Source organism: Vibrio sp. H11 (assembly GCF_004804295.1).
GTDB classification, from domain to species: Bacteria; Pseudomonadota; Gammaproteobacteria; order Enterobacterales; family Vibrionaceae; genus Vibrio; species Vibrio ostreae.
Genome location: NZ_SSHN01000007.1, coordinates 199,083 through 224,857 on the forward strand (window position 1 = coordinate 199,083; position 25,775 = coordinate 224,857).

The 25,775-nt window shown below is 49.6% G+C and carries 25 protein-coding genes and 1 tRNA gene; 12 read left to right on the forward strand and 14 right to left on the reverse strand.

Annotated elements, in window-relative coordinates; translation table 11 throughout:
- The first annotated feature begins 236 nt into the window (after nt 1-236).
- From E6C74_RS12975 to E6C74_RS12985, 3 genes are all read left to right on the forward strand, one after another.
- Nucleotides 237-1,976, forward strand: a complete 1,740-nt coding sequence (locus E6C74_RS12975; protein ID WP_136485847.1) for an ABC transporter transmembrane domain-containing protein — start codon at nt 237-239, stop codon at nt 1,974-1,976.
- A complete protein-coding gene (locus tag E6C74_RS12980) occupies nt 1,973-3,769 on the forward strand; it encodes an ATP-binding cassette domain-containing protein (RefSeq protein WP_136485849.1) in 1,797 nt (598 codons plus the stop codon). The genes E6C74_RS12975 and E6C74_RS12980 overlap by 4 nt, the downstream gene beginning before the upstream one ends.
- A gap of 228 nt (nt 3,770-3,997) precedes the next feature.
- Entirely contained in the window at nt 3,998-4,477 is a 480-nt protein-coding gene (locus E6C74_RS12985; RefSeq protein ID WP_136485851.1) for a peptide-methionine (S)-S-oxide reductase, read from the forward strand.
- Between the two features lie 220 nt (nt 4,478-4,697).
- Here E6C74_RS12985 and cbiB read toward each other — a convergent pair whose 3' ends face one another.
- Complete coding sequence (gene cbiB / locus E6C74_RS12990) at nt 4,698-5,666, reverse strand: adenosylcobinamide-phosphate synthase CbiB (protein WP_136485853.1); 969 nt, start codon at nt 5,664-5,666, stop codon at nt 4,698-4,700.
- Complete coding sequence (locus E6C74_RS12995) at nt 5,663-7,045, reverse strand: cobyrinate a,c-diamide synthase (RefSeq protein ID WP_136485856.1); 1,383 nt, start codon at nt 7,043-7,045, stop codon at nt 5,663-5,665. Before E6C74_RS12995 ends, cbiB begins: the two co-directional genes overlap by 4 nt.
- A gap of 320 nt (nt 7,046-7,365) precedes the next feature.
- On the opposite strand from E6C74_RS12995, the gene cobD reads away from it, so the two are divergent.
- The 3 genes from cobD (at nt 7,366) to E6C74_RS13010 (ending at nt 10,923) form a co-directional block, all read left to right on the forward strand.
- Nucleotides 7,366-8,445 carry a threonine-phosphate decarboxylase CobD gene (cobD, locus tag E6C74_RS13000; RefSeq protein ID WP_136485858.1) on the forward strand — a complete coding sequence of 360 codons (1,080 nt, stop codon included), beginning with the start codon at nt 7,366-7,368 and terminating at the stop codon, nt 8,443-8,445.
- Entirely contained in the window at nt 8,438-9,301 is an 864-nt protein-coding gene (locus tag E6C74_RS13005; RefSeq protein WP_136485860.1) for a GHMP kinase, read from the forward strand. The genes cobD and E6C74_RS13005 overlap by 8 nt, the downstream gene beginning before the upstream one ends.
- Nucleotides 9,302-9,414: 113 nt before the next feature.
- Nucleotides 9,415-10,923: a PAS domain-containing sensor histidine kinase gene (locus tag E6C74_RS13010; RefSeq protein ID WP_136485862.1), complete on the forward strand. Its 1,509-nt coding sequence runs from the start codon at nt 9,415-9,417 to the stop codon at nt 10,921-10,923.
- A gap of 159 nt (nt 10,924-11,082) precedes the next feature.
- Here the strand turns inward: E6C74_RS13010 and E6C74_RS13015 are convergent, their stop codons facing one another.
- Both E6C74_RS13015 and E6C74_RS13020 read right to left on the reverse strand, forming a co-directional pair.
- Nucleotides 11,083-11,520, reverse strand: coding sequence for a response regulator (locus tag E6C74_RS13015; RefSeq protein ID WP_136485864.1), 438 nt, complete (start codon nt 11,518-11,520; stop codon nt 11,083-11,085).
- Nucleotides 11,521-11,943: 423 nt separating this feature from the next.
- Nucleotides 11,944-12,018: transfer RNA gene (locus tag E6C74_RS13020), tRNA-Gly, on the reverse strand.
- A 376-nt stretch (nt 12,019-12,394) separates the two neighbouring features.
- Between E6C74_RS13020 and E6C74_RS13025 the strand changes: the two genes are divergently transcribed.
- The 3 genes from E6C74_RS13025 to E6C74_RS13035 all read left to right on the forward strand — a co-directional run bounded on the left by E6C74_RS13025 (nt 12,395) and on the right by E6C74_RS13035 (nt 16,668).
- The gene (locus tag E6C74_RS13025; protein WP_136485866.1) at nt 12,395-14,005 is read left to right on the forward strand and encodes a VRR-NUC domain-containing protein; all 1,611 of its coding nucleotides are present in this window, start codon (nt 12,395-12,397) and stop codon (nt 14,003-14,005) included.
- A 72-nt stretch (nt 14,006-14,077) separates the two neighbouring features.
- Entirely contained in the window at nt 14,078-16,441 is a 2,364-nt protein-coding gene (locus E6C74_RS13030; protein ID WP_136485868.1) for a fatty acid cis/trans isomerase, read from the forward strand.
- A gap of 38 nt (nt 16,442-16,479) precedes the next feature.
- Nucleotides 16,480-16,668, forward strand: a complete 189-nt coding sequence (locus tag E6C74_RS13035; protein ID WP_136485871.1) for a hypothetical protein — start codon at nt 16,480-16,482, stop codon at nt 16,666-16,668.
- A 242-nt stretch (nt 16,669-16,910) separates the two neighbouring features.
- On the opposite strand, the gene E6C74_RS13040 is transcribed toward E6C74_RS13035, so the two are convergent.
- The gene (locus E6C74_RS13040; protein WP_136485873.1) at nt 16,911-17,879 is read right to left on the reverse strand and encodes a diguanylate cyclase; all 969 of its coding nucleotides are present in this window, start codon (nt 17,877-17,879) and stop codon (nt 16,911-16,913) included.
- 138 nt (nt 17,880-18,017) lie between these two features.
- On the opposite strand from E6C74_RS13040, the gene E6C74_RS13045 reads away from it, so the two are divergent.
- Both E6C74_RS13045 and glpD read left to right on the forward strand, forming a co-directional pair.
- Nucleotides 18,018-18,455, forward strand: a complete 438-nt coding sequence (locus E6C74_RS13045) for a DUF3069 domain-containing protein (RefSeq protein ID WP_136485875.1) — start codon at nt 18,018-18,020, stop codon at nt 18,453-18,455.
- A 272-nt stretch (nt 18,456-18,727) separates the two neighbouring features.
- On the forward strand, nt 18,728-20,275 hold the full coding sequence (gene glpD / locus E6C74_RS13050) for a glycerol-3-phosphate dehydrogenase (protein WP_136485962.1): 1,548 nt from the start codon (nt 18,728-18,730) through the stop codon (nt 20,273-20,275).
- 214 nt (nt 20,276-20,489) lie between these two features.
- On the opposite strand, the gene E6C74_RS13055 is transcribed toward glpD, so the two are convergent.
- Nucleotides 20,490-20,951 (reverse strand): HPP family protein, encoded by a 462-nt coding sequence (locus E6C74_RS13055; protein ID WP_136485877.1) that lies wholly within the window; start codon nt 20,949-20,951, stop codon nt 20,490-20,492.
- 127 nt (nt 20,952-21,078) lie between these two features.
- Between E6C74_RS13055 and E6C74_RS13060 the strand changes: the two genes are divergently transcribed.
- Nucleotides 21,079-21,642: a TetR/AcrR family transcriptional regulator gene (locus E6C74_RS13060; protein ID WP_136485879.1), complete on the forward strand. Its 564-nt coding sequence runs from the start codon at nt 21,079-21,081 to the stop codon at nt 21,640-21,642.
- A gap of 52 nt (nt 21,643-21,694) precedes the next feature.
- Here the strand turns inward: E6C74_RS13060 and E6C74_RS13065 are convergent, their stop codons facing one another.
- The 8 genes from E6C74_RS13065 to E6C74_RS13100 form a co-directional block, all read right to left on the reverse strand.
- A complete protein-coding gene (locus E6C74_RS13065) occupies nt 21,695-22,234 on the reverse strand; it encodes a cysteine hydrolase family protein (RefSeq protein ID WP_136485881.1) in 540 nt (179 codons plus the stop codon).
- 92 nt (nt 22,235-22,326) lie between these two features.
- Nucleotides 22,327-22,911, reverse strand: coding sequence for a DJ-1/PfpI family protein (locus tag E6C74_RS13070; RefSeq protein WP_136485883.1), 585 nt, complete (start codon nt 22,909-22,911; stop codon nt 22,327-22,329).
- Nucleotides 22,912-22,924: 13 nt separating this feature from the next.
- Nucleotides 22,925-23,392, reverse strand: coding sequence for an OsmC family protein (locus tag E6C74_RS13075; RefSeq protein WP_136485886.1), 468 nt, complete (start codon nt 23,390-23,392; stop codon nt 22,925-22,927).
- 88 nt (nt 23,393-23,480) lie between these two features.
- Nucleotides 23,481-23,885 (reverse strand): NUDIX domain-containing protein, encoded by a 405-nt coding sequence (locus E6C74_RS13080; RefSeq protein ID WP_136485888.1) that lies wholly within the window; start codon nt 23,883-23,885, stop codon nt 23,481-23,483.
- A 44-nt stretch (nt 23,886-23,929) separates the two neighbouring features.
- Nucleotides 23,930-24,280 carry a GlpM family protein gene (locus E6C74_RS13085; protein ID WP_136485890.1) on the reverse strand — a complete coding sequence of 117 codons (351 nt, stop codon included), beginning with the start codon at nt 24,278-24,280 and terminating at the stop codon, nt 23,930-23,932.
- 126 nt (nt 24,281-24,406) lie between these two features.
- Nucleotides 24,407-24,781, reverse strand: a complete 375-nt coding sequence (locus E6C74_RS13090; RefSeq protein ID WP_240798187.1) for a hypothetical protein — start codon at nt 24,779-24,781, stop codon at nt 24,407-24,409.
- A 58-nt stretch (nt 24,782-24,839) separates the two neighbouring features.
- On the reverse strand, nt 24,840-25,217 hold the full coding sequence (locus E6C74_RS13095; RefSeq protein WP_136485892.1) for an STAS/SEC14 domain-containing protein: 378 nt from the start codon (nt 25,215-25,217) through the stop codon (nt 24,840-24,842).
- A 29-nt stretch (nt 25,218-25,246) separates the two neighbouring features.
- The gene (locus E6C74_RS13100; protein ID WP_136485894.1) at nt 25,247-25,729 is read right to left on the reverse strand and encodes a YbaK/EbsC family protein; all 483 of its coding nucleotides are present in this window, start codon (nt 25,727-25,729) and stop codon (nt 25,247-25,249) included.
- Nucleotides 25,730-25,775: the final 46 nt, after the last annotated feature.

A 25,775-nucleotide genomic window follows, 5' to 3' on the forward strand; every position in this document is an offset into this window, starting at 1 on the left:
CTTGTAACCGAACATTTTCCTTCTTCAGATTCCGTCACAACCAGGGTGTGCCTTTTTTGCTATTATTCGCTTTGATGCATTATCATCAGCAGGGTTCAGGATAAACCGCCAGGTCGGCCACACTCCCATTGAGCCCTGTCTGAGTACCGCTCAGCCCTGTTGCGCTTTTGCGGCTGGTTATCACTCAGTGACCGCCATATTTAATCCGTTTCTATGTCTTATCCGGTCAGTATTTCATGAAGTTATTCAGACAGTTAAGCTGGTTTTTCCGCCAGCATAAGTTTACTTACTCTATTGCCTTGCTGATGCTCTTTATCGTGGCCGTTCTCAATATGGCCATTCCATGGTTTATCGGCAACGCAATAGACAAACTATTGGCAACCAGAGATTTTTCACAAACAGAATTCTACCTGTTCGCTTTGCTCGGCGTCAGTATCCTGGTCTACCTGCTGCGCTATGGCTGGCGTCGTATGCTGTTTGGTACGTCTTATCAGCTTGGTAATATTTTGCGCGAGCGTTTTTACCAGCGTTTACTGCGCCAGGGACAAGCTTTTTACAACCTGCATTCCACCGGCGATCTGATGGCAAGAGCTACCAATGATATTGATGCGGTTGAAATGGCCGCCGGTGAAGGGATACTTTCAGGGTTCGACGGTCTGATGACTTTCATCCTGGTGCTAATCATGATGTTTGTCTTCATTGACTGGCAACTGGCTATCCTGGCCATTATTCCGTTTCCCTTTATGGGTTACGGTTTTTACCGCTTGTCGAATCGGATCCACCATCAGTTCAAGCAGACTCTCGATTCATTCTCAACCCTGAACGATCAGGCACAGCAGTCGGTTTCCGGCATCCGGATGATCAAATCCATGGGACGCGAATCTATCGAGAACGATAAATTCGCCAGTATTGCCGAGCAGGCCGCACAAACGACCTATAAAGTGCAGCGCTCTGAAGCCCTGTTTGATCCGATTATTCAGCTCAGCCTCGGCTCTGCACTGTTAATTGCGCTGTTGGTCGGCGGCTGGCAAATCAGTCAGGAACGTCTCAGCGTGGGTCAGTTGACCAGCTTTACCCTTTATCTGTCCGAGCTGATTTGGCCGATGTACGCCTTTGGATGGCTGATGAATATTCTACAACGTGGTAACGCCGCCGTCGGCCGACTGGAAGCGTTACTTAATCTGCCTGATTCCATCAGCGATCAGGGCAAGCAGGATGCCGCAGGGTATGATATTCACGTCGATCAGATGACCTTTCAATATCCGGATACGACTCAGCCTGCACTGCACAATATCTGTCTGCAAGTGAAGGAGAATCAGGTACTGGGCATTGCCGGTTCGACCGGGTCAGGCAAATCGACCCTGTTACAGTTGCTGATGCGCTACTGGGAAGCAGGTGAGGGAAGACTGGCAGTCGGACACACAGCGATTCATTCAATTCCCCTCACCCAATTGCGCAGCCTCTATGCTTACGTCCCTCAGGATGCTTTCCTGTTCAGTATGAGCATCATGGAGAATATTCGTATTGGCCGCTCTGACGCCAGCGATGAAGACGTGTATCAGGCCGCGCGCCTGGCCGCCATTCACGATGATATTCTGCAATTTCCCGACGGCTACCAGACTCTGGTCGGCGAACGCGGTGTCACCCTTTCCGGTGGTCAGCGTCAGCGTTTGTCCATCGCACGCGCGCTGATCAGCAACGCGCCGATTCTGGTACTGGATGATGCACTGTCAGCCGTCGATATCAAGACTGAAAAGGTCATTATTGAGCACCTGCAGCAGCGCCGTGAGCAGACGTTAATCATCGTCAGCCATCGCCTTTCTGCTATCGAGCAAGCTGACCAAATTGTCGTTATGGCGCATGGCGAAATTGTCGAACACGGCAATCATCACAGCCTGCTTGAACAGGATGGCTGGTACGCTCGGATGGCGGCCTATCAACAGATGGAACAAGCGCTGGAGAATGATCTGAAATGAGCACAGACAGTAAAAAATCCGTCACCAGTTCCGGCTCTCTGCGTATGCTGATGAGTTATGTTTTTGCAGAAAAAACACTGTTTATCAAAACTTTACTTCTGGTGGTACTCGCTACGGCTTTCGACGTACTCGGCCCGATGCTGAGTAAAGTCTTCATCGATGAATTTGTTATGCCTAACCACTATCCTACCGGACCTGTGGCTGGCGTCATTGCCCTGTTTATTTTCTCGGTTCTGGCCAGCACCTATCTGAAATACAAACAGACGCTGCGTTTTCTCGATATTGCCCTCAATGCGGTACTCGATATTCGCAAACGTCTGTTCAAACATGTGCTGACGCTGCCGGTAGCGTTTTTTGACTATGCCCGCACCGGCCAACTGGTCAGCCGGATCACCAATGACACCGAATCGCTCAAAGATATCTATGTGCAGTTTCTGTCGAGCATTCTCGGTAACTTAATCATGCTGCTCGGCATCCTGACCGCGATGGCGATTCTGGACGTTGACCTGATGCTGGTCGCCCTGACGCTGATACCGGCCGTTGTGACCCTAATTTACTTGTATCAGAAGTTTAGTGTGAAAGCGGTGACCGACAGCCGTCAGCTGCGCTCGGACATCAACGCCAATATGAACGAGTCCATCAGCGGTATGGCGGTGATTCAGTCCACCAACCAGCAAGGGGCGAAATATCAGCAGTTTCATGCCATCAATAATGCGTATTACACCACTCGTCTGAAAACGGTCACCGTCGGCTCACTGCTGTTGCGTCCGGCGATCAACCTGCTGAGCATTCTGATCCTCGGCGGCGTGGTGTGGTTCTTTGGGCTCAAAGTCGTAGAAGGTGTGGCTGAAGTCGGCGTCCTGTACGCCTATCTCAACTATCTTGGCCGTTTTACCGAACCACTGGTGGAAATTACCCAACGTTTCAGCCTCTATCAGCAAGCCATTGTCGCAGGTGATCGGGTCTATGAATTGCTGCAGCAACCGCCACACGCTCATCAACAGGCCCATCTTGATGCAATACCAAAAGGTGACCTGAGTGTAGACCAACTGGTGTTCAGTTATCAGCAGGATAAACCTGTGCTGCATGATGTAAACTTCACGATTAAATCGGGCGAGTTTTATGCCATTGTCGGCCATACCGGCAGCGGTAAATCGACATTGCTCAATTTGCTGCTCAGCTTTTATCAGCCACAATCAGGTTCGATTCGGATTGACGGCCACGAGCTGGAAGAGTATCACCAGCACGCGTTGCGCCAGGGTATCGGCTTCATTCCGCAAGAACCGTTCGTGCTGGCGACGACTGTGTTCGATAACATTGATATGGGTCGCGGTCTGTCTCAGCAGGCCGTCGAGCGCGCGGCACAACAAGCTCACTTACATGATGTAATCATTGAAATGCAGGATGGTTACCAAACTCAGCTCGGTGAGGGCGGATTAAGACTCTCCACCGGTCAGCGTCAGCAGCTGATCATCGCCCGCGCTCTGGCCGGCTCGCCGAAAATCCTGCTGCTGGATGAAGCGACAGCCAACATCGACAGTGAAACCGAGCAAGTAGTACAAAGAGCGCTCAATGAACTGCGCGGACAGGTCAGCATGATTGTGGTCGCGCACCGTCTGTCTACCATTCATCACGCCGACAGCATCATGGTGCTGGATAAAGGTCACCTGATAGAGCAAGGTAATCATCAGCAACTGATGCATATTGAACACGGCCGTTACCGTGCGATGTACCAGTTACAGCAACAGGAACAGCGTGTGGCACAGGCCGAACAAGCGACTTGCCCTGGCTGAATGATGTATGGATGACCGGCAAAACCGAACAGCGGCAACGAACAAATGTCCCGGCTTTACACTGTAAAAGCCGGTCACTCGCAACCCTCAGAGGCTCGGTCAGCCGCAACTCCCTCAGCAAGCCCTTGCCTGTACAATAATACCGCATTCAAGGGCTGTCCCCATTGCGGCCGTGCCAGTTTTTGATACAGTCTGTCGACCAAATCCATGACTCAGTGTATCCAAACAATGGAAGAAATTTATTTCGCAGGCGGCTGTCTGTGGGGCGTGCAGGAATTTATTCGTCACCTGCCGGGCGTCATTCATACCGAAGCCGGTCGTGCTAATGGCACCGCCAGCGATACTGCCGGCGAGTATGACGGTTATTCAGAGTGCGTGCGCACCCAATTCGACCCGTCCCAAGTATCAGTCACGCAGCTGATGGGCTATTTCTTTGAAATCATTGACCCTTATAGTGTCAATAAACAAGGTATCGATGTCGGTGAAAAGTATCGTACCGGCGTATACAGTGTCAATCCGCAGCATTTAGAGCTGGCGGCAGAGTTCATCGCAGCACGGGAGGATGCCGATAAGATTATGGTGGAAATTCTGCCACTGACCAATTTCGTCAAGAGCGATGAGGAACATCAGGATCGTCTCACCTTGCATCCTGGTGACTACTGCCATATTCCGCTCGATCTGCTGCATAAATACCGAAAAGCGGATTAAGCAATAAAAGCTTATTAAATCAGTAACATTTGTGTAAGAGAGCAAGGATAAATTGGAAACCGCTTAAGCATTCGTCTTGTTTACGCATACTCCATTAAAGGTCCATGTCCTTTTCCACACCACTATATTCGGTACACGCCAGTTTTCACTGGCGTTTTTTTTGCCGTTTTCTGTTCGCGGAAAACAGTCCTCTCTGCACACATACCGAACGTATGAAAGGTCAATTGACTGGCAAAAATGACCACAGCAGATAACACGCGCTGAACAGCACCAAAGCAATCCAGGCCGCTGCTTTCATCAAACGAATTGACCGTACAATATCCTCAGCTTCAATGGCCCGTTTGGCATCACCTATCCAAGGTTTAGCGACCCATTCACCAAAATATTGATTCGGGCCACCAAGACGAATACCAAGCGCACCGGCAACCGCTGCTTCCGACCAGGCGCAGTTCGGGCTTTTATGTTGATAACGGTCACGCCAGCCAATGACAAACGCCGCTTTATAATCCTGTTTCTGTAACCAGGCCGCAGCGCTGAACAACAGCCAGGTTAGTCGGGCAGGAATGAAATTGGCCACATCGTCAATCCGGGCCGACACGCAGCCCAATTCACGATAACGCTCATTTCTATACCCGACCATGGAATCCAGCGTATTCACTGCTTTGTAAGCCATTGCCAGCGGTACGCCGCCGATAAACAGGTAAAACAGCGGTGCGATAATACCGTCTACCGTATTTTCCGCGACGGTTTCTACTGTGGCCCGGGTAATTTGTTCGTTATCCAGCGAACGCGTATCACGCCCCACAATATAAGAAAGCTTTATTCTTGCTTCAGCGATATCACCGCGCCGTAACGGTTCGAGCACATCCAGTGCGCAGTCCTGCAAACACTTGCCAGCTAATACCGTAAACGCCAGCCACAATTGCAGCACGCTGCCCGCTAACCAGTGAATTTGAAACACTGCCCAGATGGCGAACCAGGTGACCGCAGCACTGGCTCCGACTACCATAATCCACAGCAGTCCACCCGCTATATAGAGTTGCGCCGGGCTGGTAAACCAACGCCGCAGCATTTTCTCACTGCGACTGATGGTGTTGCCAATCCAGCGGATGGGATGCGGCCAGTTGACAGGATCGCCCAGCAGCACATCCAGAACAAAGGCGCCAATACAGACCGCCAGCGAAATCATTGCTTGCGACCCCGCGCGATCCACTGTTTGAGAATATCGGGCGACTGGGCAAAATGCAGATGCAAATACATGGCTAATGTATTGCCTTGCTGATAACCGCCATGCCATTCAGATAAGATTTCACCCTCGCGACGTTTACTCAGTACAAACGCTGTTGGCAAGTCCGATTCAAAGTCGGAGTAATGAAACTCGTGACCGCGTAACTCCTGCCCGGCTTTACATAGTAAAGTATCCGTTTTCGCCGCAGCGCAGCAGTACCCGAAGCGCTGCAACCTCGCCGTCATATGGCTGTGACCATCCAGTACGCCAGCCATCGCGTGCACGTTGTCTTCTTTGTCACGTAAGCTGCTGCCCAGATACATCAGGCCGCCACATTCGGCATAAATGGCCACGTTGGCCTGATGGGCACGTAAAATAGATTCACGCATCGACACGTTGGCAGCCAGCGTTTCGGCATACAACTCCGGATACCCGCCGCCCAGATAAACCATGTCGCACTCAGGCAATTGCGCATCATGCATCGGGCTGAAATAACACAGCGTGGCCCCGGTTTGTGCCAGCAGATCCAAATTGGATTGATAATAGAAGTTGAACGCCTGATCGCGCGCAATAGCGATAGTCAGCCCCGCACCAATCCCTGCCACACTAGCCAGCACACCGGGCTCTGTGCCCGCCTCATCCGACTGCGCTGTGGCCGCGGTTTGCGCCACTTCCAGCAACGCATCCATGTCGATGTACTCTTCCACCGCCGCTGCCAGCCGGTTCCACATCTCCGTCATGTCCGGTGATTCGTGTACCGTGACCAGGCCAAGGTGACGTGAAGGCAGTTCGACTTCCGCCAGTTTCGGCAAACGGCCCAATACACGCACATTACAATAAGTCTCCACCGCATTTTTCAGCAATTGGTAGTGGTTTTCGGTATTGACCTGGTTAAAGATGACGCCAGCAATATTGATGTCCTCAGCAAACAACTCAAAGCCTTTGACAATCGCCGCAGCCGAAGTCGACATAGCTTTACCGTCCAGCACCAGGATTACCGGACAGCCCAGAGTACGCGCCATACCGGCACTGCTGCAGTAATAAGGATCAGTGCCAAAGCCATCATAAAAGCCCATAACACCTTCGATAACAGCAATGTCTTTATCCACCGTTTGCTGCTGATAAAGAGCCCGCAATTCGCGTGGCGGCAGCATAAATTCATCCAGGTTGTGAGATTGCGTTCCCACCACTTTACTGTGCCACGCAGTATCAATGTAATCGGGTCCGACCTTAAACGGCTGGACTTTCAGTCCGCGCAGACATAACGCTTTGAGGATACCGAGTGTGGTGGTTGTTTTGCCGCTGCCGCTGTTGGTTCCGGCAATTAAAATTGCTGTCATAATTATGTTCCAGGATCATTACTTGTCCGCTAACGCCTTGTCGTATCAGCGATAAAGCCATCAGAAAGTGGCTAAACTACAGAGTTCAGGTAACGAGTTCAATCTTAAATACTGTACCGCAGGCGAAACTGCATCACATCAATACCATTGTTCATCTCTGGTCCGCTATATCACGCTTTAAGCCGATAAATTCTTTTCTTCCGTCAGTGGCAGTTGTACGCTACGCCGCTCAGGATTGAGCCGTTGGTGGAATCCCGGTTGTGCTATCCGGTACAGCTCCACATCCATGACAACGGATAAGATAAAGATTGAAGGTAAGTATGGCGAAAAGCGGACAACATGGTGGTAACGTACTGCAAATGGCAGAACAATTTAATCTCGACCCGACGAAGGTGATTGATTTTAGCGCAAATATCAATCCGCTCGGTATACCGCCGCAGGTTCGTGACGCGATTGTCAGCCAGTTGGATTGCCTGCAGCATTATCCGGACATCGAATACCTCAAGCTACACCAGTCACTCGCAACCCACCATGACTGCCCTGCTCACTGGGTGCTACCCGGTAACGGTGCGACCGAACTGATCTTTCTCTGGGCCCAATATGTCAAGCCTAAAACAGCGCTGCTGATTGAACCCAGCTTCGCCGAATATCGCCGCGCCCTGAGCCGGGTTGGCTGTGCGATCGACAATTATGTCTTACGTGAAGAGGACGGTTTTGCCGTCACTGAGCGCGTGCTGGATGCGCTGCACGGCGAACTGGACTGCCTGTTCATTTGCACGCCGAATAATCCGACCGGGCTGATGCCCGATCGTGAGTTATTAAGCGCGATTGTTGACCGCTGCCGGCAGCTCAATATACGCCTGTTCGTTGACGAGTCGTTTATTGATTTCATGCCAAATCAACCAAGCCTGAGCCAGTGTCTGGCAGATAATCCGCACCTGTACGTGCTGCGCTCGCTAACCAAATTTTATGCGCTGCCAGGCCTGCGGCTTGGCTATCTGCTTTCTGCCGATCAAACTTTGCTGGCTGAAATCAGGGACGAACGCGAACCGTGGACCATAAACGCTTTGGCTGCTCTGGCCGGCGAGATCTTGTTTGAAGATGACACCTATTGCCAGGCTACCTATCAATGGCTGGCACGAGAGCAGAAATACCTGCAAACGGAACTGGCCCGGTTTAAGCCGCTGCAACTGTTTGCGCCCAGTGCCAACTACCTGTTTTTCAAACATCTAAACCCTACTTCGTCACTGCAGCACGACCTGATGCGCCACGGCATTCTGATTCGCAGTTGCGCCAACTATATTGGCCTGAGTGATGCTTTTTATCGCGTTGCGATTAAATCCCATGCAGATAACCAGCGTCTGATTCACGCGCTGCAGAAGGTATTATCCCATGGCTGAAGCCCGTTGCCCGGCGTCGTGCGGTGAATTTATTCAAGGCTGGATTGGTGGCAGCGAAAAACTGATTTCCTGCCCGATTGACTGGTTTAGTACCGTGAGCGTCACTCAAGGCAATGCCGCCAGCAGCCGTCAGCGCCCGCGGATGAGGCAAGCGCTTGAGCTCGCCCTGCAATCTCTTGATATTCCGGCCAGTGAGAGTGATGGCCTTAAAATCGAATTCGACTCCACCATTCCGGTCGCTAAAGGCATGGCAAGCAGTACGGCGGATATTGCCGCCACCATCGCCGCCACCTATCGTCATTATCGCCAAGCCATATCCGAATCCGAACTGGCCGCGCTGTGCGTGCAAATCGAGCCCAGCGACAGCACCATGTTCAGCCGCTTCACCCTGTTTGATCATCACCGCGGAGCCGTGACTGAACAGTTCGATACGGTAAACAATCTTGATGTTCTGGTGCTGGAAAGCACACATCAGTTGTGTACCGCCAGCTATCACCGAATCGCGCGCCAGAACCAGCTGCAACGCTCCGGCGCTCAGCTACAACACTCGGTCGTGCAATTTGCACAAGCACTGCGCTCGCAGGATCTCTATCAACTTGGCCACGCCGCGACCACCAGCGCGATAGAAAGCCAACATATCATTGCCAAACCACAATTTTCTGCGCTATTACAACTGGTGGAAAAACATGATCTGTACGGGATCAACATTGCCCACAGTGGCACCACCGTCGGTCTGCTGTGCCATCGCTCAACGCACAATGTCGAGGCCGTGTGCGCCGAACTGAAAAACATGCCGGTGAACCGCGCCTATCCTCACACCCATTTGTGTAAAGTAATTGCCGGTGGAATCCGCTGATTTGCAGTTCAATACCCCCTCTTTTGCAGCGGTTTATATGAAATTCTGTTCTTTCTTTGCTAGCTTGATTAAGAGTCAACCACCGCAATTCTGCGCTTAAGGATTAAGGTAATATGAATCAGGTAGACATGCAGCAAACCGGGTTTGAAACCGTATTCAGACATTCCAAAGATGGCCTTGCCATCTTTAAAGACGGCGTCTTCGTCGATTGTAATCAATCCATGCTGGAGTTGGTGGGCTTACAAACAAAAGAACAATTTCTTGGCCTGACTCCATTCGACTTCTCACCGGAATATCAATTTGATGGCCGAACTTCGGTAGAAAAAGGCATGGAATACATCAACCGCTGTTACGAGGAAGGTAGTGTACGTTTTGAATGGATACACCAAAAATTAACTGGCGAGCCATTTTGGTGTGAAGTCATAATCACCAAAATGGTATTGAATGGTGATGTGGTTGTCCATGCTAACTGGCGCAATATCACTGAGAAAAAAGATCTTGAATTAAAACTGGCGGAACAGAAAAAAACCTTTGAAACCCTGTTTAATGAATCCTTGGATGGTCTGAGCATTTTCGACGCCAACCAGCACTATATCGACTGTAATCAAGCCATTCTCGACATGCTCGGTTTTACCAGGAAGGAAGAGGTCATTGGCCTGCACCCGACAGACATCTCACCAGAATTTCAGGCCAACGGTCGCTCCTCAAAAACGATGGCAGACGCAAAGATACAAAATTTAATGAACGAAGGCAGCGATAGGTTTGAGTGGATACACCGCAAAGTTGACGGCACGCTGTTTTGGACAGAAGTCATCATCACCAAAGTGAGATTAAATGCCTCAGACGCAGTTTACGCCGTTGTTCGGGATATTTCTGAAAAAAAACAGTTAGAACTGCAGCTTTATGAACGCAATGCCGAACTAGACCAATCCAATAACGAACTTGCACAGATGCTCAAAGACCTGCAGCAAACACAAGATCAACTGATTGAGTCCGAGAAGCTGGCCAGTTTAGGCGTTCTGGTGGCTGGAGTGTCACATGAAATCAATACGCCGGTCAGTGTGGGACTAATGGGAATTACCCAGCTAATGGAAGAAAATGAAGCCATACGCAAGCGGTATCAAAACGGCGAACTGGATGAATCTGTCTTTGAGGAGTTTCTTGCCACCAGTAGCGATCTGTCTAAAATCGTGCATAAAAACCTGGACCGCACCGCACAACTTATTCGCGGATTCAAACAAATTGCCGTTGATCAGACCAGCCAGGAAGAACGTAGCATCAACCTCAAGCAGTATCTGGAAGAAATTGTCTTCAGCCTCAGTTCCGTTACGCGCAAGGCGAATGCGACCATCACTATCGACTGTGATCCGCACTTTAATGTCATTACCCATCCCGGCCTTATTTCTCAGGTACTCACCAACCTGATTGTCAACTCGATACAACATGGGTTTATTGGCAGAGATCACGGCAAGATTGCGATAACGGTCCGTGATAACGGCGACAACACTTTTGTGCTGACATACCAAGACGACGGCAAAGGGATCAGCAAACAAAACTTATCTAAAATTTTTGATCCATTCTTCACGACCAGTGGCGGCACGGGGCTCGGGGCTCGGGCTTAATGTTACCTACAATATCGTCAAAAACGCACTGCATGGCTCTATCGAGTGCTGCAGTCAGGAAAATGAAGGCGTCAAGTTTACCATTCACTTTAAAGTCAAAGAAAGAGTGTAGGGCCGGCCCCAAAGCGTGGTCGGCGAAAGCAAGCAACACTACTAACATCAAACGTATGTAGCAACGTAGACATCCAAATAATCATTGATATCATAGTCACGAATCACTTCTTCTTCCGGTGCTTCACCGGGTTGCCCGGTACGCAACACCAGGCGCGTTGAGGTATTACGCTCTCGAATCCACTTAACCAGCTCCAGTCCGGCATGATCACTCTCCATCACCACATCCACCAGAGCAAGGGCAATATCGGAATGCTGCTCAAACAAATGCTTCGCTTCTTGCGCCGAGCGCGCTTTCAGAAACTCCAGAGGCCGGCTATCGACTAATACCCGCTTTAACACCATTTCAGATACGGTGATAACGTCATCCTCATCATCAATCAACGCCACTTTCCAGGGCAACTGCGTAGCTTCCTGTCTTGCATTACTTATCTGAGTCGATGAATCATCAGCAAGGGCTTTTTTCGAGAACAATGGATTCGGCATAACGTGCACCTGAAACGTCAATTACAACCAGCTAAAACTTCCTAAATTATAGTTTGCCCAAGAAAAAGCGTCTAACTATCGCCACTACACTAAATACGCACCTGTTGTACCAGGCAACGATGCTAGCTCTAGATGAATAGCTTGGTGACATCAGTTCAAGCGACTGATCACGATGTGAAAAAGCCAGAAGTCGTTGATTTCCTGCGCAATGATATCGTAGTAGCAATGAAGGTACGCCCTAGTAATACGTATACTTAATTGGGCCAGGGCGTGACGTCACCGTGGGGTGATCGGTACCGCGTGTCAATCAACAGCATCGGTTTTTATGCCAGTCAGCCAGAACGAAAAACGAACAGATGAGGATACACATAGGAGTGTATATTGTCACAATTGAAAGGTATAAATTGTAAAGAAGGAAAAGCTTGGAGCGGGCAGCGGGAATCGAACCCGCATCATCAGCTTGGAAGGCTGAGGTAATAGCCATTATACGATGCCCGCGCATCGAAGTGATGGAGTTACTATGCCACAACCATGGAAAAAGAAAACCGTTTTTTATCAAATCCAGACTGTTTGCATAGTTAATAATCAATTAAACATCAATTGGTTAGCTTTTAGACGTACCGCACAGTTTTTCTAAGATTACTGATTTAAAGCTTAGTTACCGGTTTAGAACTTAATCACCGCTATACAGATGAGTCGCCACTTTTCTTTGCCACTCCAGAGAGCGGTTCCGTAACGCTGAAGGCAAACGTGTTCGCTCATCGTCACCCTAATATTTCATCTGCATACCCTTCCGGCTTCCTGACTCCCCAGATATTTTCATCGCTAACAAATAGGGCTACTCTAGATTTACCCATTGACTGCCTGACTGATTATGCAACCTTTACCTGTTCTGCCTGACGATTACTATCTGACTAACTTCCATAAGCTGCTCTCACATGCGCTGGAGTGGTATGCGGACTTACTGCGACCGGCAGAGCTTGAATGGTGTCACGACTTTCACCGTCTGAGCCACGACGCACAGTGCATGCTGGTTCGCCTGCTATCTCGAAAGGGGCAGTGGTTTCGCAGCGATAAGCTCAACTATGCAGAAATAAGTCACCAGGCAAATGCACTGAATGAACTTGCCCGGGCAGGTTTTATCAGCCTCAATCCTGAGCTAGATGCCGTGGTGGTCGCCCGGGAGCTCCTCACTAAAGCGGACATTGTGACGCTCTATCCACAGCTGGGCAGATCATTACGCAAGCCGCAGCTTATCGAAGCCTTGAAGGTAGCGCCGATCGAAAATGTACCAGAACTGAGCTTTGACATTATCCATCTCAATCAGAGTGACATTATTGAGCTGTTGTTGATCTTGTTTTTCGCCAATACACGACAAACCTTCGCGCAATTTGTCCTCGATGACCTGGGTTTAAACAACTTTGAGAGTTATCCGCTGAGTAAAGAACGTCGCTTCTTTCAAACCCGTCAGCAGGTAGACCACCTGTTCGTATTGCGCCGTATCCAGGCACATTACGATGCACACCCCAAGCCCGATGAAACGATGTTAGACAAGCTGTTATCGCAACTTCCTCAACCTGGTATACATGCTTATATCGAGCGGCGCAGACAGCACCAGTTAAACCAGATCGCACGCGACTATGAACGTCAGCAATGTCTGGATAAAGCACTCGCCATTTACCAGCAAACCGAAGTGATTCCATCACGTGAGCGTCAGGCTCGTATCTATGAAAAACTTGAGCAAACGCAGCCAATGCGCGACGTTGTTGAAACCATGTTTGCACAACCGCTCAATTACTCTGAATACGAAATCGCTCTAAAACTGCACAAACGCCTGCTGCGCCTCGAAGGCCATAAAGTGGCGCGGGAAAGTAAACCTGTCTACCCTACCCGCCAGTTACAACTCGACCTGACACAGCAACGGGTCGAATTAGCGGTCAAGCAACAATTAGAGAGTGAAGGTTATCAGGTTTATTATCTGGAGAACCAGTTTCTGAATACGCTGTTTGGCCTCACGTTCTGGGACGCGATATTTGCTCCTGTAGAGGGCGCTTTCATCAACCGTTATCAATATCGCCCGCTCGATCTCTATCACAGCGATTTTGTCAGCAAACGTAAATTCTGGATAGAACAGGCCATCACCCGCCTGCGTAATGAAGGCGTCATGCCATTGTGGGCGCTTTGGCAAACTAAATTCTCGCTGGCTAACCCATTTGTGTTTTGGGCCGGATGGGATAAGACCTTGTTTGAACTTACTGATCAGTGTATTGAACCTGACATCCTGGCCGGATTATTCGAGATAATGCTCAGTGATTTAAAACTCTATCGCAATGGCATGCCCGACTTGATTGCCTTTAAAGAAGGTCAGTTTGAATGGATTGAAGTGAAAGGCCCGGGCGACAAATTGCAGGACAATCAATGGCGCTGGATGGCCCGGTTTGAGCAACTCAAAGTGCCGTTTTCTGTCTGCTACGTAAATCACTAAATGCAGAAAAAAATGGTGATCTTTGTCGCTTTTTGCTTTAATTACTGCACGATTAATCAATAAGTTAGCCGAATGAAATTAAGAAAATTATTCGTCGTTGCGTTGGTGCCTTTGTTCTACGGCTGTGCAGTGTTGGCCGGTTTTAACTTCGATCAGATGTTTGGTGATGAAGAGGTCCGCGCTCGACAAGCGCCGATTGAATCAGCCCAGGCGCATTTCTTTCTCGATCAGGTCAAACCGATCATTGATAAACGCTGTGTGGTTTGTCATGCCTGTTACGATGCTCCCTGTCAGCTTAAAATGTCTTCTGTCGAAGGTATCGACCGTGGTGGCAGTAAAGACATGGTTTACCATGGTACCCGTCTGACGGCAGCGACACCGACCCGTTTGTTTGAGGATGCCCAACTGACCGAAGAATGGCGCGACTTCAACTTTCATCCGGTGCTTAATGAGCGCATCCAGTCACCTGAGGCCAACATTCAGGCCGGTCTGATGGCTCGTATGCTCAAGCAAAAAGAGCTGCATCCGTTACCTCAGCAGGATCAATTGGAAGGCTTCGATTTCTCAATTGATCGTGAGCAACAATGTGTCACACTTGAAGAGCACGAGGCTTACCAGAAAGATTATCCGAACTGGGGAATGCCGTTTGGTATGCCAAACCTGGAGTCCTCGGAATACAATACTCTGATGACCTGGCTGAAAAATGGCGGCGTGATGAATGAACATATCCCGCTGACGATGGAACAACAGGCATTGGTCAATCATTACGAAAGTCTGTTTAATCAAGATTTGCTTAAGAACCGTGTTGTCGGTCGTTACATTTACGAACACCTGTTCCTGTCACACCTTTATTTTTCCGACATCACCAAACCAGGCGAAACCCCTCGCTTCTTTAATCTGGTCCGCTCTGCAACACCACCCGGACAACCGGTTAAACGTATCAGTACGCGGCGCCCATATGACGATCCGGGAGTTGACCGTGTTTACTACCGCCTGATCCCAGAGCAAGGCACCACGGTGGATAAAACCCACATGCCGTACGCACTGAACATGGAACGCATGAAACACTGGCGTGAATGGTTTATCGATGCGGATTATAAAGTCACCGCGTTGCCAAGCTACGATCCTTCTGTGGCTGCCAACCCGATGACTTCATTTATCGAATTGCCGGTAAAAGCACGCTTTAAGTTCATGCTCGATAATGCACAGAACACCATTATGTCCTTCATCAAAGGCCCGGTGTGTCGTGGTCAGTTGGCGCTTAACGTGATTAATGATCGTTTCTGGGTCTTCTTCCTTGACCCGGACAAAGCAGACATGCCGGAGGTCAATGAGTTTTACCGCGATCAGGCTGAAAACCTCAAGCTGCCGGCAGAACTGGAAAGTAATACTCTGCCGCTCAGTAACTGGATCCGTTTCTCTAACCAGCAAGCCCATTATCTGGAAGCCAAATCCGAGTTTACCAACCGCTGGTTTAAAGACGGTAAACACCTGACGACCGATGTGATCTGGGATGGTAACGGCACGAACCCGAACGCAGCACTGACCATTATGCGTCATTTTGACAGTGCGTCGGTTGTACAGGGCCTGGTTGGCGAAAAACCCAAAACAGCCTGGGTGATTGACTACGCTCTGCTGGAACGTATCCACTACCTGCTGGTGGCAGGGTTTGACGTTTACGGTAACTTCGGACATCAGTTGATGACCCGTATGTTTATGGACTTCCTGCGTATGGAAGGCGAAAGTAACTTTGTCGCCCTGCTACCGCGCAGCATGCGTCACAAAGAGATGTCGAGCTGGTATGCGGACCAGAGCAAACAATTCTCAAACTTCCTGCTGCGTAACGTGAAACCGTTCGACCAGCCGACTCAGGTACAGTACAAGACCACTGACTACAAATCAGAGCTGTATGACAAGCTAATTGACAAAGTGCAGCCGGTACTGAGCCATCGTTACGATATTGTTGATACCGGATTTACATCTGCGCATGAAAAAGCGCTGGCCAGCATCAGTCATATCAAGGGAGAAGGTCTGCGTTCGATGCCGCAAATCATCATGGCGATGATTGATACTGACAACGGCCCGTCGCAACTTTTCACGATTCTGCACAAAAACGCGCACAGCAATATCTCTAGTTTATTTGACGAAGAGAACAATCGGGACTACAAAAATGATGATCTCACGATCGTACGCGGTGTGATCGGAAGCTATCCGGCTGCGTACCTAAGTCTCAAAGAAAGCGAGATTCCGGAACTTGTGCAGCGCCTACAGACACTAAATAGTGAAGACGACTACATCAAGCTTCTGGATCGGTTTGCAGTTCGTCGTAGTTCGCCACGCTTCTGGCCGTTCAGCGATAGAGTTCATGCCTGGTACAAACAACACCAGCCTATCGAATTCGGCCTGCTGGACTACAATAGATTTGAGAACCGATGATGAATCTCAACTCACGTTTAACTAACAGGAGGTGCGAGATGAACATTCGAGACAGTATTGATGCGCTGGAGCAGCAAATCTACGTGGCATGCTCTGAAGGGGATTTTGATACCGTCAATATGCTGGAACAAAAGCTCGAACGCCTGCGTGGCAAAGTAGAGCATCCATTTGACGAAGATCCCTATTCGCTTGAAGGCCGCACCTTTATGGATGATGACTGGCGTTAACTTTGCTGGGGCTTATTATCTCAATCAGCGGATATTCAGCTCACCAGCCTGTCTGGTAAGCATTCAGAGTAAAAATCCAGGTGTAGCGATACACCTGGATTTTTTTATGCGCCTGAACTGTGCATCCATGGTTTGGATAGACCGGAACTTATGTTTAACTGCTGTCGGCTAACTTATGTTTAACGGCTTTCGGCTATTGGCGGCGTTGGGATGACTAAAGTTATTCGCAGTATAACCCTGCGTTAACCCGCTCCCAGCACAGTCTGAACGTAACGGTTACGGCCCTGGCTTTTGGCCTGATACAGCGCCTGATCCGCTCCTTGATAGACTCCGGTCAGGGTTTCACTGCCATTAGGCGTCACAGTCACTACGCCCTGAGATAAGGTGACATGGCTGGCCACCGGGCTGAAATTATGTGGATAGTGAATATGTTCAATCGCGTCCTGCACCCTTTCCGCCGCAACGCGTGCGCTTTCCTGGTCGGTGTTGCTCAACATGATCACAAACTCTTCCCCGCCATAACGGCCAACGAATTCACCACTGCGACAGAACAGCTTGTTGGCTGCCTGAGCCAACGTGTGTAAACAGCGGTCGCCTTCAATGTGACCGTAGTTGTCATTAAACAATTTGAAGTGATCGACATCGAACAAAATCAACGACAGTGGCATATTATGACGCCCGTGCCAGGTCAGCATTTCACCCAGTTTTTCATCCATAAAACGGCGGTTAAACACTTTGGTCAGGCCATCTTCGTTGGCCTGATGCTGTAATTGCAGGTTCAGCTCTTCGAGCTTGGCTGACGTTCGTTTTAATTCCCGGCGCATACTGGCAATGCGCTGCATCGCCAGTAGTTTGGAGCTTAACACCAATTTATCAACGGGTTTGATAAGATAGTCATCGCCACCGGAGTCGATTCCTTTAGCGATCATGGAGGGTTCGTCATGACTACTGAGGAAAATAATCGGTACCCAATCCTGTTGATAGCGTTTCCGCAGCTCCTGAGCCACTTCAAATCCATCAATGTCCGGCATAGTGACATCGAGTAAGACCAGCTCGGGATCAAAACGCGCAAAAACCTCCATCGCTTCACGGCCGCTGGATGCAACTTCGACAGAGTGGCCCAGTTGCTTGAGGCGAATCGCGAGCTGCATGCGTTCTAACTGCACATCATCTACCAGTAGAATTCTCATCGATGAACCCGTGCTCACCATATTAACCTCTGTGCAATACCATTCAATGCTTAGCTATAACATAACTTTGTCACGCTTTCACTGCTTTATTTAGAGACTTGTATTGACATTTCGCCATAAGTTTTTAGCATTGCGGTTTTCATCAATGAGAACTTTTTCATGTCAGACACTACACAAACAGAAGCCCCACAAGTGGATCTGGATTCCATTTCTCCAGAATTGCGCCAGGTACTGGAATTTGATCAGGTACCAGAAGGTATGTTCCACATGGTGACTTCTATTCACGAAGTTTCCGAAGAAGCGGTGCGTGAAGCTTGGGATAGTCTGCCAGGCAGCGCGCAGAATATTCTCGATAACTTTGAACAGTTCCACGCGCTTATCTCTGTAAGCCAGGCATTTGCCGGCATCAACGTAATGGAAGAGTTCCCGACTCTGAACCTGCCTAAAGATATGACCGAGCAGGACAAGGAAGAGTACCGTGCCCAGTTGCTTGACCAGGTACTGCATAACTGTGTGAAAGACATGGTTAAACAGATCAAAAAAGCACGCCGCGATCCAATCCTGAAACGCGACTTCAAAGAAGTATTCGACAAGTAAATTCAGCGTTTTCAGATGTAAATCGTTCCAAGCCCGCCACTGAGCGGGCTTTTTCATTGCATCGCTCTCTTTTTCATTGCAACACTATTTAGCGCTCGCCCTGCAAAACGGTGTCTGGCAGGCCGGCGAAATTTAGATTGTCAGCTCTCAAAAGCAGATCTGTTTGTTCGATCCAGATCAAAACTCTTTATTCTCAGGCTAGCATTCACCACAGAGCATGCTTTGCTAGCGATAAAGGTGAAAAAGTCGCAACGTACATGGAGAGCACATTGATGGAACCTATCCCGGGCTCAGCTCCTCAATCCCATAATAAGGTCCTCGATCTCATCGTAGTCGGAGGCGGTATTAATGGTGCAGGTATCGCTGCCGATGCTGCGGGGCGCGGGCTGAACGTGGGTCTTTACGATGCACAGGATTTTGCCGGCGCAACCTCATCAGCCAGTTCGAAGCTGATTCACGGCGGTCTGCGTTATCTTGAACAGTATGAGTTTCGCTTAGTGAGTGAGGCCCTTAGCGAGCGTGAAATTCTTTTAAAAAAAGCGCCGCACCTCATTAAGTCGATGCGCTTGCGCTTACCCCTGCGTCCGTCTCTTCGGCCTTCCTGGTTGCTGCGTGCCGGGCTGTTTTTGTATGACAGCCTCAGCCGCCGCAGTTCTTTGCCAGGTAGCCACAAAGTGCGTTTACCGGCCGGTACCGTCACCAAACCGGAACTCACAACCGGATTTGAATATTCCGACTGCTGGGCGGACGATGCGCGCCTGGTACTGGCCAATGTTATGCAAGCCAAAGAAATGGGCAGTGAAGTGATCAACTATTGCCGGGTCGTCGGTGCGAAACGTAACGGCTCCATATGGGAAGTTGAACTGTTCGATGAACGTCATCAGCGTTCATTTAACCGCGAGTGCCGGGTATTGGTGAATGCAACCGGCCCTTGGGTACGCAGCTTTTTTCATGATCACCTGCACCTCAGTTCCCCTTACGGTATCCGACTGGTGAAAGGGTCGCATATTATTGTCCCCAAGATTCACTCCGAACCCTACGCCTACGTGCTGCAAAACCTCGACAAGCGACTGGTTGTGGTGGTCCCTTATCTCGACAAATATTCGATGATTGGCACGACCGACGTGGAATACCAGGGCGATCCGCGTCAGGTCAGGATTTCCGACGATGAGAAGCAGTACCTGATCGACGTCGTGAACCAGCACTTTGTTAAAAGCATCTGCAAAAACGATATCATTCATGAATTTAGCGGTGTGCGTCCCCTGCTGGATGATGAGGCTGTCACACCACAACGCATCACCCGTGACTACACTCTGGCATTTGATAACAAGGACAACCAGGCCCCGCTCTTATCTGTTTTTGGTGGCAAGCTAACCACTTACCGTAAACTGGCCGAAATCGCGATGCATCAACTTCAACCCTGTTTCCCACACATGAAACCGGACTGGACCAGTCAGGCGCCACTGCCTGGTGGAGAAGAGTTTAATTTCCATCGCCTGCTGAGAGAATGCAAACAACGCTATCCGTTTATCGGTGAAAGTTTACTGGAACGTTGGCTCAACGCTTACGGCAGCCGTATCCGTAGTTTACTCGCCGGAGTCTGTCAGCCAGAAGATCTGGGCCAGGCTTTCAGCCCGTCCCTGTATCAGATAGAAGTCGATTATCTGGCGGAACATGAATGGGTGTTCAGCGCAGAAGACCTTTTCTGGCGCCGCACCAAGCTCGGGTTGGATCATGATGAACAAACCATTGAGCTGGTTGAACGTTACCTGAAAAAGCGCCGTCATCGGTTAAGAACCAATCTCAAGGCCGTCAGTTAAATCTGGCTCTGAAGTGTCCCACCTTTAAGCCTTTCCACCAAGCTTCAGAAACAAAAGACCTCACTGTCGAAGAAAACAGTCACTGTTGAAGCAAACAGTCACTGTTGAAGTAAACAAGCAGTGAAGTCTTTCGCTTTTTAGGGCGATACAAATTCAGCCCTCCAGGCCTGCACCGCTATCGTATTACTTTAGCGACACGGCAGCTGGCCACATATCAGGCTTTACTCGCCGCCAGAGTGCGGTTTTGGCACAGTTTGGCCAACTTGCCACACAACACAATAATCACAGCGCCCAGCAGCACAGGTGTAATCAGGAATGACCAACTTTGACCTGTCAGCATGATCAACAGCGGATTCGCTCCAGCAGGCGGATGCGTGGTTTTGGTCACCAGCATCGCAGAGATGGCCAGCCCGGTTGCACACGCCAAGCTCCAGGGCTCAACCGGTACAAAATGCACAAACACTAAGCCAATCGTTGCCGTGATCAGGTGGCCGATAATGACGTTTTTTGGTTGCGCTAACGGACTGTCCGGTACCCCAAATACCAACACTGCCGTTGCACCAAATGGTGCCATTAGCCACAGACCATGACCACTCCATGCATCTGCATAGGATAAGACTCCAATCGCGAATGTCGCCGCGATACCAGCCAATAACGCTGATTTTATATGATTCATTTTTTGCTTCCTTTAGGTAGACCACTCTGTCTGCCAGCAAGAGTAGACAAAGTGGTCTACCTGTGTCAAGATACTTTTATCCACAAATTTGGTGCTGATTAATCAGGACATTAAAAGGAAATCTCCGATGAATGATAAACGAGAGTTGTTAATTGAAACCGCTCTGACCCTGTTTTACCGCCACGGGATCCGCGCGGTAGGCATCAATGAAGTGCTCAAACAGTCCGGTATCGCCAAAAAAACGCTTTATCACCATTTCGCTGGTAAAGAAGAACTGATCGCAGCCGCACTGGAGCATCGTGACACGTTATTTTTTGACTGGTTAAGCGCAGAAATGGCACAGTACTCACCGGGGCTGCCTGCCATCAGAGGATTATTCACTGCCTTGGATCGCTGGTTACATGGCGAGGTTGAGCAGCTGAGTCCCTTCCGTGGCTGCTTTTTTATCAATACCGTAGTGGAGTATGGGCAGGAAGCTGAAGGGCTCAGAGAAACTTGCCAGCAGCATAAACAGAAAGTTCGCACCCTGATTCAATCCTGCCTTACACAACAACAGCAAGCGCAGCCAGGTCTGCTCGATACTCTGTGTCTGTTGAAAGAAGGCGCGATAGTGACTGCTCAGGTCAATAACGACAGCAACGCCGCCCGTGCCTGCCTGCCGTTATTAGAAAGTCTGCTGAGTGAAGCCTGAATCTTGAACAAGCAGTAAAGATCCGCCTTCCAGCAGGCGGTTAAGCCCGGCCTCAGTGACAGATTTCGTAGGTGGTCATCGCTTTGATCGGGACCCGAAAGCTGGAGATGTGCGACAAAACATAAGAGTGGTGATGGCGAATCAGCTCTGCCGAAGCATGCGGTTTATCGTGCGTAGTATGGGCATCGGTGGCCACAATGATCGAGTAACCCAAAGCTGCCGCACGTCTGGCACTGGTATCGACACAAAAATCAGAAGCGTAGCCGCACACAATCAACTCATCCACATCCTGCTCTTCGAGCAGAACCCGCAGATCGGTATGGTGAAATGAATCTGGCGTGGTTTTACGCACAAACAGATCGCCGTCTTCGGTCTGGATATCATGCTGGAGTTGCCAGCCTTCACTGTCATACTTCAACTGGGCATACTCCGGCTCTTCGTGCTGAACAAAGATAACCGGGTAACCTTTCGTTCTGGCCCAGGAACTCAAAGTATTAATATTACGCACCACCTCTTTCGCGGCATACGGCTTGGGCTCCTGCTCAAACAGAGACTCCTGAACATCAATAATCAATAGCGCTTTGTTTTTCATTTTCCACCCCCTGTCACGGGCATTCCCCTCGCCTTCATGTTGGCAAGTAATACAAACTTCCATCTCAAGCATACGCTACGCAGAGGATTTCTTCACGGCTGAGTTTTATTCCAGTCATACTCCATCTGGTGCGCCGTTTGCTCTGCCAGTGCCAGCGATGCCAGTTTCGATACCAGATACAAACTCATATCAATGCCAGCAGATATGCCCCCCGACGTGGTAATCCGCTCATCAGCAACAACCCAGCGGCACTTTTGTTTGACATCCAGTTGCGGAAACCTCGCTTTAAGATCAGCGATGTCTTCCCAATGGGTGGTGACCGGATGGTCAGTCAGAACTCCCGCCTGAGCGAGCAGAAATGCGCCGGTACACACGGAGGCCACCTGGCTGGCCTGTGCAGAGACGCGTCGAATCCAGTCGATCACTGCCGGCTTTTCCAGTTCAAAAGTGTGCACCCCACCGACCACGATCAATAAATCAATCTGCGGATGATCAGCAAAACTGAAATGAGGGTTAACCAGAAAGTTGCCGCGCGCATTCACTAGCGCATCATTCTGAGCCACAAAAAAAATATTCCAGTCATTCCTGGCCAAGCGTTTAGCCGTGCTGAAAACTTCAAACGGGCCGGAGAAGTCCAATACTTCGGCCTCATCATAGATGTAGATACCAATATTCATTCTGACAGCCTGCTTAAAGGAGAATTTCGGTGGTCACTTGCGTTTTGACCGAGTTGGCAATGAAACAGTTCTCGTGAGATTGATGATGCATTTTTTCCAGCATCTCGATACTGGGTTGTGATTGACCGGAAAAGACAATTTTGGGCCTCAGCACCACTTTGGTCAGAGCTTCCCGACCCTGCTCGTTTTTTTCCAGTGTCCCGACTGCATTATCCTGATACGACTCGACCACAAAGCGCTTTTTTGCCGCAATCGACAAAAAGACCAGCATATGACAACTGGATAACGCCGCAATCATCGCTTCTTCCGGGTCAACGTTGGCGGCAACCGAATAAGGCAGCGGCACCACATCCGGTGACGCGGAAGCGGCGACCTTGGCTCCCCCGTCAAACTGCCATTCATGGCCGCGACTGTATTTATTATCACTAAAAATTTCATCAGCTTGACGCTGCCACGTAACCGTAGCGGTGTGTTGAGACATGAATACTCCAAAATAATGATGATATGCAACCTTTCCATCGTCGCACTCTGTTCACCATATACCCATTCCGGTGAAATGTTAAATAAATTCAGGCCGATAAAATACCGGTTTGAAAGAGACGCAGATATTCTGCCAGAGCCAGCTTGTCTGCGCGGGTATCGACCCAATCCGGATTGATCGAGCGCCAGAATACCTCATCCGCTTCATGACAACCTATTTCGCCCTGCCAGGCAGGAATGACATAGTAGTGCAGTAATTGCAGTTCGTTGGTTGGATGGTACAGGGAACAGAGATAGACAGACTCCATTGGCGTTATCGCCAACTCCTCCAGCAACTCTCGGGCCAGCGCCTCTTGCTGGCTTTCCCCCGCCTCAATGTGTCCGCCTGGTATTGCCACCAGGTTAGGGTCACAGGTTTTTTCTGCCGAACGTTTTTCCAGCAGCACCTGATTGTCTTTCACGACCAGAAAAGAGACGCATTGAAACACTTCCATGACTTTGTCCGTCCCATAATCAATAGAGAATATACAGATCTGGCTCACGCCATCCCGGGTTGAAAACGAGTCCATCCAAACAGGAGCATGCCAGCAAATGACGCCCAGACGAATGTCGCCAGACTGAGCGTCCAAAACAGGTTGTAACGATAACTGAAGTAATAAGCCGACAACAAGTATGCGGCGTAAGGGATGAGAGAATATAATCCAAACAGTATAGTAACGCGCAGATCATCCATACTGCGCTCTGTGCCAACAATATAATGGGCAATCAGAGCAAAGGTCGGAAACAGCGGTACCAGGCCGGAAATAAAAAAACTTTTACTTTTCGACAACAGAGCAATCAACAGAACAGCAAATGCTCCCAATAAGCACTTAACGAACAACGCCAACATCCTACATCCTTTTACCCAACTGAGTTACCGTCAATATAAAAGGTACTGACACAATCACCATCCCCAATTCTCATCAGGTGAGAAAATATTGCCTAAATCCGGAGCCGGCGAAGATACGTCAAAACGTCAGTACTTCCACTGTCCGCGCTCATCAACCACGAGTTTGCCCTTGTGCTTCACTCGCAGAACTCCAGAATCAAAAACCTGGTATTCGTACCCTTTATTCTGAAAATGATAGCCCAGGAAACGGCACGGTGTTTTCTTGTCACCACACAGCAGATGCATCGTCTCTCCCGTAAGCTCAATTTCTTCAGCGCTGCGTTTAGAACGGCCATGATAAGTGACATTGTCACAGGTCACTTGTCCTTCTCCACAATGGGAAGTAATCGTCACGACGTAATTTGTCGTGGTCAAAGTACCGGCCAAAGACGGCAATGAGATTGAAAGCAACAGCGCTCCCACCATGCCGGCACACTTACCTAAACGGGCTTTTCGCGCCATATCCGCCACCTAATTCTCACTTAATTTGCCACCGGAGCAATACCACTCTGGCCGGTGGTTATTTCAGCCATTCCAACGCCTGTTGGTAATCTTCAAAAAATTTCACTTCACCGGACATAAACCAGCCCGCCAGTTTGGCAGCTTTTTCCTGCCAGCCAGGCCTGCCGTACAGCGCGATCTTATCAAAATCAGCGCCATGGTTGAGGCCCAGCTTAAAATCATCCCAGGCGGCTCTCAGCTCCCAACCATCCAACTCAGTGGCATCGAGCAATACTCTGACTTTCGGTTCATTGACCTTAATCAGCGCGGCTTCTAACATCGGGGTCATTGCCTGGTAATCACGGTGTGTTAATGTGCCAAACGCTTTGATGGTGACAAAAAATTCGTCATCCACGCGATCCAACCCAATTGAAATACCGTGTCTTTGAACATTCATAACGCCCTCCCGCCGTGAAAAAATCAGCATTATTTGGCCAGCTCCACCCAGGTTCCCTGAGTTAACAGCTCTAAGTCTTTAGAGTGTAGTTCAAACAATGAATTAGGCGTGCCCGCTGCAGCCCAGATGGCTTCGTAACATTGCAGGGAAGGATCCAGAATCGTGGTCACTTTAGCGTGGTGGGCAACAGGCGGTACACCGCCGATGGCATAGCCGACCTTTTCGCGCACAAAATCGGCATCCGCTTTTCCCAGTTTGATACCGGTCGCCTGTTCTACTTTCTTGGTGCACACCATATTGGCGCCTGAAGCAACAATCAGAACCGGATCTCCGGTTTGCTTGTCTTTAAAAATAAGAGATTTGGCGATCTGCCCAATTGAGCAACCAACCGCTTCTGCAGCCTCGGCAGCGGTACGCGTGGAAGCCGGCATCTGTTTCACTACAAACTGCTGCCCGTGCTGAGACAGAAAATCCTGTACTCGCTGTGACGAGGCCTTTAACTCGAGACTCATAACCCTTTCCTTGTTGATATGAACCTACACAACATAACGCGGGAAT

Excerpts from the sequence above, each read along its gene's own strand:
- E6C74_RS13100 (WP_136485894.1), bottom strand. The coding sequence starts at position 25,729 with ATGAGTCTCGAGTTAAAGGCCTCGTCACAGCGAGTACAGGATTTTCTG.
- E6C74_RS13010 (WP_136485862.1), top strand. The coding sequence starts at position 9,415 with ATGAATCAGGTAGACATGCAGCAAACCGGGTTTGAAACCGTATTCAGA.
- E6C74_RS13025 (WP_136485866.1), top strand. The coding sequence starts at position 12,395 with ATGCAACCTTTACCTGTTCTGCCTGACGATTACTATCTGACTAACTTC.
- E6C74_RS12980 (WP_136485849.1), top strand. The coding sequence starts at position 1,973 with ATGAGCACAGACAGTAAAAAATCCGTCACCAGTTCCGGCTCTCTGCGT.
- glpD (WP_136485962.1), top strand. The coding sequence starts at position 18,728 with ATGGAACCTATCCCGGGCTCAGCTCCTCAATCCCATAATAAGGTCCTC.
- E6C74_RS13030 (WP_136485868.1), top strand. The coding sequence starts at position 14,078 with ATGAAATTAAGAAAATTATTCGTCGTTGCGTTGGTGCCTTTGTTCTAC.
- E6C74_RS13095 (WP_136485892.1), bottom strand. The coding sequence starts at position 25,217 with ATGAATGTTCAAAGACACGGTATTTCAATTGGGTTGGATCGCGTGGAT.
- E6C74_RS13090 (WP_240798187.1), bottom strand. The coding sequence starts at position 24,781 with ATGGCGCGAAAAGCCCGTTTAGGTAAGTGTGCCGGCATGGTGGGAGCG.
- E6C74_RS12985 (WP_136485851.1), top strand. The coding sequence starts at position 3,998 with ATGGAAGAAATTTATTTCGCAGGCGGCTGTCTGTGGGGCGTGCAGGAA.
- E6C74_RS13035 (WP_136485871.1), top strand. The coding sequence starts at position 16,480 with ATGAACATTCGAGACAGTATTGATGCGCTGGAGCAGCAAATCTACGTG.
- E6C74_RS13065 (WP_136485881.1), bottom strand. The coding sequence starts at position 22,234 with ATGAAAAACAAAGCGCTATTGATTATTGATGTTCAGGAGTCTCTGTTT.
- cobD (WP_136485858.1), top strand. The coding sequence starts at position 7,366 with ATGGCGAAAAGCGGACAACATGGTGGTAACGTACTGCAAATGGCAGAA.
- E6C74_RS13005 (WP_136485860.1), top strand. The coding sequence starts at position 8,438 with ATGGCTGAAGCCCGTTGCCCGGCGTCGTGCGGTGAATTTATTCAAGGC.
- E6C74_RS13040 (WP_136485873.1), bottom strand. The coding sequence starts at position 17,879 with ATGGTGAGCACGGGTTCATCGATGAGAATTCTACTGGTAGATGATGTG.
- E6C74_RS13070 (WP_136485883.1), bottom strand. The coding sequence starts at position 22,911 with ATGAATATTGGTATCTACATCTATGATGAGGCCGAAGTATTGGACTTC.
- E6C74_RS12975 (WP_136485847.1), top strand. The coding sequence starts at position 237 with ATGAAGTTATTCAGACAGTTAAGCTGGTTTTTCCGCCAGCATAAGTTT.
- E6C74_RS13015 (WP_136485864.1), bottom strand. The coding sequence starts at position 11,520 with ATGCCGAATCCATTGTTCTCGAAAAAAGCCCTTGCTGATGATTCATCG.
- E6C74_RS13075 (WP_136485886.1), bottom strand. The coding sequence starts at position 23,392 with ATGTCTCAACACACCGCTACGGTTACGTGGCAGCGTCAAGCTGATGAA.
- E6C74_RS13060 (WP_136485879.1), top strand. The coding sequence starts at position 21,079 with ATGAATGATAAACGAGAGTTGTTAATTGAAACCGCTCTGACCCTGTTT.
- E6C74_RS13080 (WP_136485888.1), bottom strand. The coding sequence starts at position 23,885 with ATGGAAGTGTTTCAATGCGTCTCTTTTCTGGTCGTGAAAGACAATCAG.
- E6C74_RS13045 (WP_136485875.1), top strand. The coding sequence starts at position 18,018 with ATGTCAGACACTACACAAACAGAAGCCCCACAAGTGGATCTGGATTCC.
- E6C74_RS13055 (WP_136485877.1), bottom strand. The coding sequence starts at position 20,951 with ATGAATCATATAAAATCAGCGTTATTGGCTGGTATCGCGGCGACATTC.
- E6C74_RS13085 (WP_136485890.1), bottom strand. The coding sequence starts at position 24,280 with ATGTTGGCGTTGTTCGTTAAGTGCTTATTGGGAGCATTTGCTGTTCTG.
- cbiB (WP_136485853.1), bottom strand. The coding sequence starts at position 5,666 with ATGATTTCGCTGGCGGTCTGTATTGGCGCCTTTGTTCTGGATGTGCTG.
- E6C74_RS12995 (WP_136485856.1), bottom strand. The coding sequence starts at position 7,045 with ATGACAGCAATTTTAATTGCCGGAACCAACAGCGGCAGCGGCAAAACA.